The organism is Frankia sp. AgKG'84/4, assembly GCF_023242965.2.
In the GTDB taxonomy this organism is placed as follows: domain Bacteria; phylum Actinomycetota; class Actinomycetes; order Frankiales; family Frankiaceae; genus Frankia.
The window spans coordinates 1-11,606 of record NZ_JALKFU020000118.1; the positions used below are offsets into that span (position 1 = coordinate 1).

The window sequence follows — 11,606 nt, forward strand, 5'->3', positions numbered from 1 at the left end:
CGCCGGGGCTGCCCGCCGGCGCCGCCGTGGCGCCGGTGTGCCTGGTCGCGCACACCCGCGGCGAGACCGGCATCCTGCCCGTCGGCGACGGCCGCGAGATCACCTTCGCGCTGCGCCCGTTCCTCGGGATCATGGGCGTCGCGGCGGCGACGGACGCTCCGGTGCATTCGGTGCCGCCCGGCCCGCACGGCGGCAACCTCGACATCCGCCATCTCGGCGTCGGCGCCCGCCTGTACCTGCCCGTGCAGGTCCCGGACGCGCTGTTCTACACCGGCGACCCGCACTTCGCCCAAGGCGACGGCGAGGTGGCACTGACCGCCTTCGAGGCGCCGCTGCGCGCCCTGCTCCGCCTGACGGTGCACGCCGACGACGCGATCCGCCGCCTCGCCGCCGCGCTGAGCGCCCCCTGGGCGGGCACCGCCGACCTGCACATCGTCGCCGGCCTCGACCCGGACCTGCGCGCCGCGATGCGCGCCGCCACCCGCAACGCGATCGCCTTCCTCGGCGAGCGCTACGCCCTGCCCCCCGAGGTCGCCCTGGCCTACCTCAGCGCCGCCGGCGACTTCGCCGTCAGCCAGGTCGTCGACCAGACCGTCGGCGTCCACTGCTGCATCCGCCGCGCCGACCTACGCGGCCTGCTCCCCGCAGTGCCCCCGATCGGCGATTGAGCACGCCGGGTAAGCCGAAGCTCGGCGGGTACCTGGGCCGGGCCGGCACAAGCCCCCCGGAACGGGAGCGGACCCGGTGGTTGCGCGGTCATCGCCGGGCTGGCGAGGGGATCACGCGGGAATGGCGTTGTCGATCAGGACGGCGGCGATGGCGGCGGCGGTGGGGAACGATGCGCTGTTGAGGACCCGGGTGCGGGCGGCGGCGCCGTCGATGAGCAGTGCCAGTTGCTCGCCGAGTTGTTCCGGGTCGGTGGCGCCGGCTTCGCGGGCGGTATCAGTGAGCCGCACGGCGATGGCGACCTTGTAGTCGCGGGCGTACTGGGCTGCGGGGTGCTCGGGGTCGTGGAGCTCGACGGCCGCCGCGATGTAGAGGAACAGTTCCACCGCGCCTTCTCGCTCAACGCGCGCGGCACCCTGTTCACCGTGCAGAAGGCGCTGCCGCTGATCAACGACAACGGCTCGATCCTCATGACCGGATCCAACGCCTCCCTCGGCGCCTTTCCCGGCTGGAGCCTCTACGCGGGAAGCAAGGAAGTCCAGCAGGCCTGGGCCCGCGTCTGACTCAACGAACTGCGCGAGCGTGGGATCCGGGTCAACGTCCTGACCCCCGACCAGGTCGCCACCGCCAAACAGGAAGAACTGTTCGACGAGCAAACCAGGAACGCATTCGAGTCGCTCATTCCCCGCGGAAATATGGGCCGTCCCGAGGAAATCGTCATCATGGCCCTGTTGTACGACGGTGTCGTCCCGGTCGTCGCCGAGTACGGAGAGGCCCTCGCCGGCAAGGTCATCGTCGACATCAGCAATCCCTTCAACGCCACGTTCGACGGGCTGGCCCACAGCGTGGAGACCTCGATCGCGCAGGAGATCGCCAAGGTGGCCCCGGCCAGCGCCAGCGTGGTGAAGGCGTTCAACACCATCTTCCGTAACGTCCTGGAGTCGGGCCGACCCGACGTCTTCATGGCCGCCGACAGCGCACCGGCCAAGGCGGGCGTGGCGGCATTCGTCGAGAGCCTCGGGCTACACCCGCTCGACGTCGGCGGCCTGAAAATGGCGCACTGGCTGGAGGGAATGGGACTGGTCACGGTGAGCCTGGCCGGCAACGGCGTCGGCCACTGGAACTTCGCCCTCGGCGTCCACGAATTCACCCACTGAGCGAAGAAGCATGCAAGCGGCACCGTCCTGCCCGGAGGCGCTCCGCTCGGGTCCGGCGGGGCGGCTGGGAGGTTGGCGCTCGCCGCGGGGCGCCAGCGGATAGCCTGGGAGGCCAGAGTTGCGCTTTGGAGCTCGGCGGCTGGAACGGGTGCGGTGATCGTGCTTGGGCCGTCGCCGGCCGTGGCGGCTCCCGGCGCGAGCGGCGGAGGGCGATCCGGTGGTGATGGCGGGGCGGCAGGCCGAGGTTCCGTTGCTGCGCCGGCTGGTCGGGGAGGCGCTGCGGCGCCGCCGGCTGGCCCAGGGACGCACCCTGCGTAATGTCGCGGATGCCGCGCGAGTGTCCATGCCGTATCTGTCCGAGGTCGAGCGGGGTCTGAAGGAGGCGTCGTCGGAGGTGCTCGCGGCGATCTGCCGGGCACTGCACGTGCGCCTCGCGGACCTGCTCGACGAGGTACGCCTCGAACTCGCCCGCGTCGAACCACAGCCCGCCGCGCCGCTGCGCGCCGTGGCCGCGGCCCACGCGATCGCCGGCGAACCGGGCGATGCCCACGTGATTGTCTCGACGGTGACCGCGCGGGCCACGCCGACGGCCCGCATCGGTTTCACCGCCTCGGTCGGCCCGGTGGCCAGCGAGGACAGAGCCGCCCCGGTGGCCGGGTCCACGGCGCCGTTCATCTCCCTGACCAGCGCCGTCGGCTCAGTCGACGTCGGCGGGCGGGCCGGGATGTGGGTGCGGCTGTCCGGACCCACGGACGCGATCGCGCCGATCGATGCCACGGGCGTCTCGCCGAACCTCGGATCCTCGGCCCACTTCGCGGGCACGCTCGGAACCGGGCGCATCGTCGTCCCGGCTGGCGCTCGGGCCGATTCGCACCCGGCCGCTCGACGGACCGCGGTGCGGCGTGCGTCCCGCCCGGCGAGCCGGCGTGGCCCGTCCGCACCGCGCTGCCATGCCCGGGCGCGGCTCGACACCAGCGCCGCCGCCTGATCGAACCGCCGCCCGCCGGGAACAGCACCACATCTCCAGCACGCAGCGGGTCGCCGGCGGCGGCAAGCGTGGCCGCGAGCCACGTCGCGGCGTTGAGCGGGCCGCCGCGCGAGCGAGGCACTGCTCGCCAGCGGTGACAAGCTGGAGTTCGCCGGAGCACTCGCCGGGCTCGGCCACGCCTACAAGCTGCTCCGCGATCCCGAAAGGGCCCGCATGACATTGCAAAGAGCTCGGTACGTTGCCAAGGAGTGCCACTCCGAAACCTTCCACGCGAAGCTTTTCCCAGACCCCGACGAACTCGTCGCGGAACCGGAAGACACAGCATCCGAAATCACTACCCTCAGCGACGCCGAACGACGAGTCGCCGCACTGGCCGCGATAGGACACAGCAACCGCGAAATCGCGGGTAAACTCTACATCACCATCAGCATTGTGAACCCCACCAAAGCAGACACCGGAGGTCAATGCCCGGGGCGCATCCTCTGGAAGTGGCACCGGGATGCTTGCGGTCTACCAGGTTAGGCCGTCGGCGATCTCCCCGAGCAGGCCGAACCCATTTCGACACAAACGATCATCGCTATTCGCCATCGGTCCTGACGTCGGCGACTGGGCGGTCGGTCGACCGTACCGTCCACAGTCACGCCTGGCTTCACCATTGTCCCGTACATGTAGGTGGCGAGCGACGTTTACTCCTCGCCGAGAATCCGTAGTCCGTGGTGGTCCCTGAAGTACATGTAGTCCTTCAGGTTCAAGGTGGCGAGCGGCAGATCGTGGGTGAGGCAGCAGGCCGCGATCCACACGTCGTTAACCGGGCAGGGCTGTCCGGCCCGGGTGGCGGCCGCAGAGAGTTTGCCCCAGGTGGCGGCGGCTGCTTCGGGGCCTGTGGTGACGTGGCGGCGAGCGCAGATGATCCTGCTCTCCGCGCAGACAACGACCCCGGCGAAGATCGCGGAGGTGGCGTTCACGTCGGAGGACCGGGTCCGCGATGTGATCCACAACTTCAACGCCGACGGGTTCGGCTCCCTCTACCCGAAGTACGCAGGCGGACGACGGGCCGTCCATGCGGGCCCGCTCAGGCGGCGGAAGTGCCGCGGGCGGGCTCAGCCGGCCAGGGCGGCGGTGATCAGGGTGTCGGCGGCGGCGCGGGCGTCGGCGGCGATGGTGGGGTCGCGGTCGAGGCGGGCGGAGAGGTTCGCGCCGTCGTAGAGGATGTGCAGGCGGCGGCCCAGGGTCTGCGGGTCGGGGGCGCCGGCCGCGGTGGCGAGGTCGACGAACATCGCCCTGGTCCAGGCGCGGAACGCCCTCGCCGCCTCGGTGATCGTGCTGCCGGGGGTCGCCTCGGCGGTGGCGGCGACGAACGCGCAGCCCCGGTAGCCGGGCTCGGCGAACATCGCGCCCTGCGCCTCGAACACGGCGAGGATCTTCTCCCGCGGGTCGTCGGTCCGCTCGACCCGCTCGGCGATGCGCGCCGTCACCCCGTCGCGGCGGCGCTGCAGGTACGCCTGGATCAGCGCGTCCTTGCTGCCGAAGGTCTTGTAGAGGGAGGCCTTCGCGACGCCGGCCTCGTCGATGATGCGGTCGATGCCGACGGTGTGGACGCCCTCGGCGTAGAACAGGCGGCTCGCCGTGTCGAGCAGGCGCTCGCGGGCACCCGGCTTCGCGTCCCTAGCGGCCACTGCCATGACCGGTTCCTCGCTCTCACTGCCCGGTAGACAACTCTGTCCACTCTACGACGCCGCCACCGCCATGACCGGTCTCACCTGGGTGGACGGCGCATCAGGGCCCACCGGGTAGACAGGTCTGTCTCACCAATGATAGACAGACTTGTCTGTTCGCACCATCCGGCGGACACCGATCGAGGAGCGCCTCACATGACTTCCGTGATGCCCAGCGTCGCGCCCAGCCCACAGGCCCCGGCGCCGACCCCCGGACCGGTGCCGAGCGTCGGGGCGGCCGTGGCCGGCGAGATCCGTCGCCTCGCCCTGTACGGCTCGGTCGTCGTGTCGTTCCTCGCCGCCTCCGCCGCCCCGACGCCGCTCTACCAGCACTACAACACCGTCTGGCACGGTACGGCGCTCACGACGACGACCGCCTTCGCCAGCTACGCCGGCGCGGTGCTCGTCGGCCTGCTCATGCTCGGTGAGCTCTCCAACCACGTCGGGCGCCGGCCCGTGCTGCTCGCCGCGATCGCCGCGCAGGCCCTGTCCGTCACCCTGATCGCCACCGCCGGTTCCTTCGCCCCGCTGTTCGCCGCCAGGATCATCCAGGGCGTCGCCACCGGTGCCGCGCTCGGAACCCTGGGCGCCTCGATGATCGATATCCACCGGGACCGCGGCACGATCCTCAACGTGGCCGCGCCGGGGATCGGCTCCGGCGTCGGCGCGCTGGTCGCCGGCCTGCTCGTCGGTTACCTGCCGTGGCCCACCCACCTCGTCTACCTCACGCTGCTGGTGATCCTCGTCGCGCAGGGCGTCGGCATCGCCCGTCAGCCCGAGACGACTCCCCGCGCGCCTGGTCTGGTCGGCTCGCTGCGGCCGCAGATCGCCGTGCCCGCGCCGGCCCGCGCCGCGTTCCTCGCCGCCGCGCCGGTGATCTTCGCGGCCTGGGCGCTGCCCGGCTTCTACGCCTCCCTCGGGCCGGCGCTGACCCGCGATCTCGCGCACAGCCGGTCGGTGGCCCTCGGCGGCGTCGCGCTGTTCCTCGTCGCCGGCCTGGCCTCGGTGGCATCAGTCGTGCTCCGTGACCTCACCGCCGGTCGGATGATGACGGTCGGCATCGCCACGCTCGCCGTCGGCGCCGTCGGCTCGGCCGGCGCGATCGCCGCCGGTTCCGAAGCCGCCTACCTGGTCTCGACGGCGCTCGCCGGCGTCGGCTTCGGCGCGAGTCTGCAGGGCGGCATCCGCACCGTGACGCCGTTGGCGTCCCCCGAACAGCGCCCCGGTCTGCTCTCCGCCGTGTTCGTGGTGTCCTACGCCGGCATGGGCATCCCCGCGGTGATCGCGGGATACCTCGTCAGCCGGGGCCATGATCTGCGCCAGGTCGCGGTCGGCTATGTCCTCGCGTTGGTGCTGTTGGCCGGCGCCGCCGCGGTGAGTCTCGCCCGCACCTCCCCTCGCCGCGGCTGACCCTCGCGGCGGGGGAGGTGCGGGCGACAGCGGGCGTCACCAGCGCCTACCCGGCAGCCACGTGAATCGGCGTTGCGGCGGCGAGGCGGCGCTGTTCGGCCAGCCCGCCCGTAGCGTGGCTGATTCACCGGAAAACAATTCTCCGCGCACTGTTCTCCCGACCGCTCGACGGTAAGCGTCCGGCTGCGACGGAAAGACGCCCGCCGACTGGTAACGTGCCCGCGTCGGCCACCCGAGGAGGGCGTACGGACATGGCGGAGCAGATCGCGCGGAATGTCGGCCCGGCGGGCATTGATGTGGCCTATGAGCGGATCGGTCATCCGCTCGATCCGGCGGTAATGCTGATAATGGGCGGCGGCGCGCAGCTCATCAGCTGGCCCGACGCGTTCTGCGCCGAACTCACCGACCGCGGCCTGCAGGTCATCCGGTTCGACAACCGCGACACCGGGCACTCGACCCGTCTGGGCGAGCTGCCCATGCCGGACCTGGCCGGCCCCGGCACCCAGGAGATCGACTTCGTGCCGTACACGCTGTCGGACCTCGCCGCCGACACCATCGGACTACTCGACGCGCTCGGTTTCGCCGAGGCGCACCTCGTCGGCGCCTCCCTCGGCGCGATGATCGCGCAGACGGTGTCGATCGAGCATCCCAGCCGGGTCCGTTCGCTGACCTCGATGATGTCCAGCACCGGTGATTCCTCGGTGGGCACGGCGAATCCGCTGGTCGTCGGCGGCCTGGGCAGCCCGCCGGAGGACCGCGCCGGCTTCGTCGACTGGCAGGTCCGCGCCATGCGGGCGGTCGGCTCGCCCGGTTTCCCGTTCGACGAGCGGGACGTCGCCGAGCGCGCCGCCCGCACCTTCGACCGGGGCTACGACCTGGCCGGCATGGTTCGCCAGTCGATCGCCGTGCTCGCCTCCGGGGACCGCACGGCCCGGTTGCGCGAGGTGCGGGTGCCCGCGCTGGTGATCCACGGTGCCGCCGACCCGATGTGCGACGTCAGCGGTGGCCGGGCAACCGCGGCGGCCCTCGCCGGCGCCGAGCTCGCGATCTTCGAGGGGATGGGCCACAGCCTGCCCCGCTCGTTGTGGCCGGCGTTCGCCAACCGCATCACCAACCTCGTCCAGCGTGCCGTGGCTGTCGCACCCGGCCGCTGACACGGCATTCGACCGACGGTCGCGGGAACGTCCAGCCGGCATTCCCACCACGTCCGTCAACATTTCCGCTGGTCAGCCGGCCGGGCCAAATCCTCGGCCGGACGGCCGGCCGGCAAACCCGCGGAACCGGTGGCTGCAGCCGGCCCACCTGGATAATGTGAGCAGCGCCCGCCAGCGATTCTGCCGGGATCCGCCCGCGCGGATTCCCGGGTCTTACGGCGTGAACTCCGCCGTGCCTGTCCGTGCGCTGTCGTGGGTATCGGATCGTCGATCGGCGGAACATTGGACGGATTACGGGTCGTGCCCTGGAAGCGGTACGGGCATGACCGGCTCTATGTGAACACCTCTGATGGTCGCACCGCCGCCTGCTTCGACCGCCGCACCGGCCATCTCGCGCTGACCCTCGACGTCGACGAGCAGTCCGTCCGCGAAATCCTCGCCCCGCACCTGAACGCCCCCTCGGCCCGCGCCCCGGCCGACCCGGCAGCGCCGACCAGCTTCGCGGCCTCGGCTCGCTCCGCGGCGGCCACGCCTGCCACCGCGGTGAAGACGGCGCCGGTGACCCGCGGCGATCTCGCGGCCAATCCGCCCGGCGCGGCGATCGAGGCCAAGCTCGCCGAGCTCACACCGTCCTGGTGGCGTGCCCTGCTGGACCGGATGCGGCGCCGCGACCGGCCGGACACGGCGGGCTGGCGCACGGGGCTCGCCGGCGAACAGCTGGTGGCGGCCGAACTCGAACCCCTCACCGCCGGCGGATGGCGGGTCCTGCATTCGATCCCGCTGCCCCGCAACGTGGACATCGACCATCTGCTCGTCGGCCCCGGCGGAGTTTTCACGGTCAACACGAAATACCACCGCGGCAGTCGGATCTGGGTCGGCGATGAGGCTGTGTCGGTCAGCGGCCGATCGTACCCGTACACCCGAAAGTCCCGGGCCGAGGCGCGTCGCGCGTCGGCGGCGCTGACCCGGGCGTGCGGGTTTCCCGTCGCCGTCGCCGGCGTGCTGGCCTTCGTCGAGGCGGAGTCGCTCACCGTCGTCCCGTCCCTGCGCGACGTCTACGCGACGCACCACACCCTGCTCGGCGACGTCTTCGCCGGCGCAACCGGCGTGTGGGCGCCGACGGATGTCGAGGCCATCCACACCCGTGCGCGTGACCCCAGTACCTGGCTCGACGCCTGAGCACCCCGGCCCGAGTCGAGGAGCCGGGGAGTCGAGGAGTCGAGGAGCAGAGGAGTCGGCGGTCAGGTGTCTGGACTGGTGCGGACGAGTTCGCGCTTGAGGATCTTTCCCGCCGCGGTCATCGGGAATGACGCGCGGAACTCCACGACCCGCGGATACTTGTAGGCGGCCATGTTCTCCCGGCACCACGCCACGATCTCCTCCTCGGTCGGCGCGGTGCCCTCCCGCGCGATGACGAAGGCCTTGACCTCCTGGCCGTGGCGTTCGTCCGGGATGCCGACAACCGCGACGAGGCTGATGTCGGGATGGGTCAGCAGGATCTCCTCGACCTCCCGCGGATACACGTTGTAACCGCCCCGGATGACCATGTCCTTGAGGCGGTCGATGAGGTAGAGAAATCCGTCGCTGTCGAGCCTGCCGATGTCACCGGTGCGGAACCAGCCGTGGGCATCGATCGCCGCCGCGGTCGCCGCCGGCTGGCCGAGATAGCCGACCATCACGTTGTGGCCGCGCACCTGGACCTCTCCGGGCTCCCCGGCGGCGACGTCCCTACCGTCCTCGCCGACGATCCGCACCTGCACGCCCCACGCCGGCAACCCGACCGAACCCGGCTTGCGCGGCCGATCCAGCCGGTTGAACGTCGCCAGCGGGCTCGTCTCCGACAGTCCGTATCCCTCGACGATCGGCACCCCGAAACGTTCCTCGAAGTCCCGCAGCAATCCGACCGGTAGCGCCGATCCCCCGGAAACGCAGATCCGCAGGTTGTCCGCGATCCGAGCCAGGTCGAAACGTTCCACTGACGAACAGGTGAACAGCGACCAGTACATCGTTGGCACACCGGCGAAGAAGGTGACGTCCGCGCGTTCCAGCCAGGCAAGCGCATCCTCGGGATCGAACCGCGCGAGGAGCACGAGGGTCGACCCGCTGGCACATCCCGCGAGCAGGTGGATGGTCTGGGCGAAGGCATGGAACAACGGCAGGCACACCAGGTGAATGTCGGGCTCGAGGGTTCGGAATACCTGGAGGCACACCAGCGCGTTCTGCACAAGATTGCTGTGGGAGAGCTGCGCCCCCTTGGGGCGGCCCGTCGTGCCGCTGGTATAGAGCACTACGGCGACGTCGTTCGGTTCGGTGGGCACCGTGTCGAACTCCGCCGGCGCGTCCCGGGTGAACTCCGCCAGCGTCGGCACATCCGGCCACGGCGAGACACCTGCCGGGTCCGCCGTGACCAGCACGAACGTCGCACAGCTGGGTACGGCGGCGAACGCCGCCCGACCCGCCTCACCGGCGGGCAGGCCCGCCGTCCCCTCGAAGCAGAAGTACACCTTCGCCGCGGAATCCGCGAGCTGGTGGCTGATTTCCTTCGCGGTGAGCAGGATGTTCAGCGGGACAACTGTGGCACCCGTCTTGAGTATCCCGAAGTACACTACGACGAAAGCCGGAATGTTCGGGCAGCCGAGCGCGATCCGGTCACCCGGACCGACACCGCGAGCGGCGAGCGCGGACGCGAGCCGGTTCGCCGCGTCGTCCACCTCCCGGTAGGAGAGCCGACGATCACCCGCGACCAGCGCGGACCGTTGCGGCGTCTGGCGCGCCGCGGTCTCCAGCACCACAGCCAGGTTCAGCATGGGATCTCCCCTCCGGGACCTCGACGATCCGTCGCCGTGCCGGCGCGAGGAGGTGAGCCACGGACTCGCTGCGATCGTGGCACCGACGCCCCGCCCGTTCGGGGAATGCTCCCACGGACAGCCGCCTTCGGTTTAGCTCTGATCGCGACCGACCTCGTGACGGAGACCGATCTCCCCCTGCACCGGCTCCGATGACTTCGATGCGGCCGCCGACGACTGGTGCGCTTGCTGTCCTGGCCGCTGGGCCGCGGTCAGCCCGTCGCGGACCGCGGCCCGGCCTCCAGGGCCGAGCGCAGGATGAGGCCGTTGCCGTCCGGGTCCGTGAACGTCACGAACCGGCCCCAGTGCTGCTGCTGAATATCGCCCTCGAAGCGCACGCCGCGCTCGGTCAAGGTGGCGATGTCCCCGTCGAGGTCGTCGGTGTCCAGCATGAGACCCCGCAGCGAGCCGGGCGGCATCGAGTCGAACCAGGTCACGAGGGTGATCGACATCAGCGCGCCCTTCGGCGCGACCTGGACCCAGCGCTGACCCGGCCCCATGGGTTCATCCTCGAGCAGGTCGAACCCGAGCGTGTTGACGTAGAAGTCTCTCGCCCGCTCCTGGTCCGAAACCGGAATGGACAGCAGCGTCACATGGGTGATGGTCATGGACTCACCCTAGGGCCGAGCGTCCGCGCCCACGGGTTTCTACCTGACCACGCAGAAGAACCAACCCCGCCACCGGCTGGTCGCTTTGGAGGGGTCGGCGTGCGGCAGCGGGACCATCATGACGGTGGGGCCGCGGCGAGGGGGTGCCTGCTCGCCGCGGCGGCGCAGCGCGCGGACGGTCGCGTACATCATGCTGACCAGGTTCGAGCAGACGTTGCGATGGGTGCCGTAGACGCCCTTGGGCCTGGACGTCGTGCCCGACGTGTAGAAGATCGACGCGGGGTCGTCCGGGTCGATGGGGACGTCCGGCAGGGCGCTGGCATCGCCGGCGGCGGCGAACACCTCGTCGAGGGGCCTGATCCCGGCGGGCAGGTCGCCGCTGTGGGCGCGGTCGTCGAGGCGGGTACCGATCAGCGCGGTGCCCGGGAACTCACCGGTGTGCGGGGCGATCCGTTCGAGGCGCTCGCCGTCGGCGACGAGGACCTTCGGATCGCAGTCGGTGATCGCGAACGCGAGTTCCGCGCCGTTCCAGAAGCCGTTGAGCGGCACGGCAACGGCGCCGACGGCCGTGGCGGCGAAGTACGCGACCGACCATTCCGGCAGGTTGCGCATCGCGATCGCGACCCGGTCCCCGGGGCGTACGCCGACGTCACGCACGAACGCGGTCGCGAGCTGGACGACGAGCTCGAAGTGTCGGGCGTGGCTGATCCGCTCGTCCCCGAGCACGATGAAGGTGCCCTCGCCGCTGTTGCGGGTGCCCGCCTCGATGACCTCCCGCAGATTGCGGGGGGCGTTCTTCCAGGTCCGGGTGGGGATGCCGCGGACGTCGACGGTCTCGATCTCGAAGAACTCGCCGGCGGCGCACAGCTCCGCGTCGACCTCGGCGAAGCTCGGTAGGTCCCCGTCCATCCTGGCCTCCGTTGTTCAGCGCGGCGGGGCCGGCACCTCGGTGACGACTCTGCCGATGACCACTCACGCTAGTGCCGCCGGGGGGGGGGGGGGGGGGGGGGGGGGGGGGGGGGGGGGGGGGGGGGGGGGGGGGGGGGGGGGGGGGGGGGGGGG

The 11,606-nt window shown here is 71.2% G+C and carries 13 protein-coding genes; 7 read left to right on the forward strand and 6 right to left on the reverse strand.

The genetic code is table 11. The annotated features are described in order from the left end of the window. On the forward strand, window positions 1-668 hold a 668-nt coding region (locus tag MXD58_RS10270), incomplete at its 5' end, for an acetamidase/formamidase family protein (RefSeq protein WP_250609255.1). 111 nt (window positions 669-779) lie between these two features. Here MXD58_RS10270 and MXD58_RS10275 read toward each other — a convergent pair. Next, window positions 780-1,052, reverse strand: a complete 273-nt coding sequence (locus MXD58_RS10275; protein WP_248841248.1) for a hypothetical protein — start codon at window positions 1,050-1,052, stop codon at window positions 780-782. Here MXD58_RS10275 and MXD58_RS31665 point away from each other — a divergent pair. The 3 genes from MXD58_RS31665 (at window position 1,011) to MXD58_RS31080 (ending at window position 2,811) form a co-directional block, all read left to right on the forward strand. After that, the gene (locus MXD58_RS31665; protein WP_248841249.1) at window positions 1,011-1,229 is read left to right on the forward strand and encodes an SDR family oxidoreductase; all 219 of its coding nucleotides are present in this window, start codon (window positions 1,011-1,013) and stop codon (window positions 1,227-1,229) included. The genes MXD58_RS10275 and MXD58_RS31665 overlap by 42 nt on opposite strands. Window positions 1,230-1,388: 159 nt before the next feature. Continuing rightward, complete coding sequence (locus MXD58_RS10285; RefSeq protein ID WP_248841250.1) at window positions 1,389-1,823, forward strand: NADPH-dependent F420 reductase; 435 nt, start codon at window positions 1,389-1,391, stop codon at window positions 1,821-1,823. A gap of 223 nt (window positions 1,824-2,046) precedes the next feature. After that, window positions 2,047-2,811, forward strand: a complete 765-nt coding sequence (locus MXD58_RS31080) for a helix-turn-helix domain-containing protein (protein ID WP_284678168.1) — start codon at window positions 2,047-2,049, stop codon at window positions 2,809-2,811. A 686-nt stretch (window positions 2,812-3,497) separates the two neighbouring features. Here the strand turns inward: MXD58_RS31080 and MXD58_RS10295 are convergent. Both MXD58_RS10295 and MXD58_RS30240 read right to left on the reverse strand, forming a co-directional pair. Beyond that, on the reverse strand, window positions 3,498-3,776 hold the full coding sequence (locus tag MXD58_RS10295; protein ID WP_248841251.1) for a PIN domain-containing protein: 279 nt from the start codon (window positions 3,774-3,776) through the stop codon (window positions 3,498-3,500). 135 nt (window positions 3,777-3,911) lie between these two features. Continuing rightward, window positions 3,912-4,493 (reverse strand): TetR/AcrR family transcriptional regulator, encoded by a 582-nt coding sequence (locus tag MXD58_RS30240; protein WP_284678169.1) that lies wholly within the window; start codon window positions 4,491-4,493, stop codon window positions 3,912-3,914. A gap of 189 nt (window positions 4,494-4,682) precedes the next feature. Between MXD58_RS30240 and MXD58_RS10305 the strand changes: the two genes are divergently transcribed. The 3 genes from MXD58_RS10305 (at window position 4,683) to MXD58_RS10315 (ending at window position 8,269) form a co-directional block, all read left to right on the forward strand. Next, a complete protein-coding gene (locus tag MXD58_RS10305) occupies window positions 4,683-5,936 on the forward strand; it encodes an MFS transporter (RefSeq protein ID WP_248841252.1) in 1,254 nt (417 codons plus the stop codon). 251 nt (window positions 5,937-6,187) lie between these two features. Then, window positions 6,188-7,090 (forward strand): alpha/beta fold hydrolase, encoded by a 903-nt coding sequence (locus tag MXD58_RS10310; protein WP_248841253.1) that lies wholly within the window; start codon window positions 6,188-6,190, stop codon window positions 7,088-7,090. 300 nt (window positions 7,091-7,390) lie between these two features. Beyond that, complete coding sequence (locus MXD58_RS10315; protein ID WP_248841254.1) at window positions 7,391-8,269, forward strand: nuclease-related domain-containing protein; 879 nt, start codon at window positions 7,391-7,393, stop codon at window positions 8,267-8,269. Between the two features lie 62 nt (window positions 8,270-8,331). Here MXD58_RS10315 and MXD58_RS10320 read toward each other — a convergent pair whose 3' ends face one another. From MXD58_RS10320 to MXD58_RS10330, 3 genes are all read right to left on the reverse strand, one after another. Next, window positions 8,332-9,897 carry a long-chain-fatty-acid--CoA ligase gene (locus MXD58_RS10320; protein WP_248841255.1) on the reverse strand — a complete coding sequence of 522 codons (1,566 nt, stop codon included), beginning with the start codon at window positions 9,895-9,897 and terminating at the stop codon, window positions 8,332-8,334. A 251-nt stretch (window positions 9,898-10,148) separates the two neighbouring features. Then, the gene (locus MXD58_RS10325) at window positions 10,149-10,544 is read right to left on the reverse strand and encodes a VOC family protein (protein WP_248841256.1); all 396 of its coding nucleotides are present in this window, start codon (window positions 10,542-10,544) and stop codon (window positions 10,149-10,151) included. 39 nt (window positions 10,545-10,583) lie between these two features. After that, on the reverse strand, window positions 10,584-11,453 hold the full coding sequence (locus MXD58_RS10330) for a class I adenylate-forming enzyme family protein (RefSeq protein ID WP_248841257.1): 870 nt from the start codon (window positions 11,451-11,453) through the stop codon (window positions 10,584-10,586). Window positions 11,454-11,606: the final 153 nt, after the last annotated feature.

Excerpts from the sequence above, each read along its gene's own strand:
- MXD58_RS10285 (WP_248841250.1), top strand. The coding sequence starts at position 1,389 with ATGGCCCTGTTGTACGACGGTGTCGTCCCGGTCGTCGCCGAGTACGGA.
- MXD58_RS31080 (WP_284678168.1), top strand. The coding sequence starts at position 2,047 with ATGGCGGGGCGGCAGGCCGAGGTTCCGTTGCTGCGCCGGCTGGTCGGG.
- MXD58_RS30240 (WP_284678169.1), bottom strand. The coding sequence starts at position 4,493 with ATGGCAGTGGCCGCTAGGGACGCGAAGCCGGGTGCCCGCGAGCGCCTG.
- MXD58_RS10305 (WP_248841252.1), top strand. The coding sequence starts at position 4,683 with ATGACTTCCGTGATGCCCAGCGTCGCGCCCAGCCCACAGGCCCCGGCG.
- MXD58_RS10310 (WP_248841253.1), top strand. The coding sequence starts at position 6,188 with ATGGCGGAGCAGATCGCGCGGAATGTCGGCCCGGCGGGCATTGATGTG.
- MXD58_RS10320 (WP_248841255.1), bottom strand. The coding sequence starts at position 9,897 with ATGCTGAACCTGGCTGTGGTGCTGGAGACCGCGGCGCGCCAGACGCCG.
- MXD58_RS10325 (WP_248841256.1), bottom strand. The coding sequence starts at position 10,544 with ATGACCATCACCCATGTGACGCTGCTGTCCATTCCGGTTTCGGACCAG.
- MXD58_RS10330 (WP_248841257.1), bottom strand. The coding sequence starts at position 11,453 with ATGGACGGGGACCTACCGAGCTTCGCCGAGGTCGACGCGGAGCTGTGC.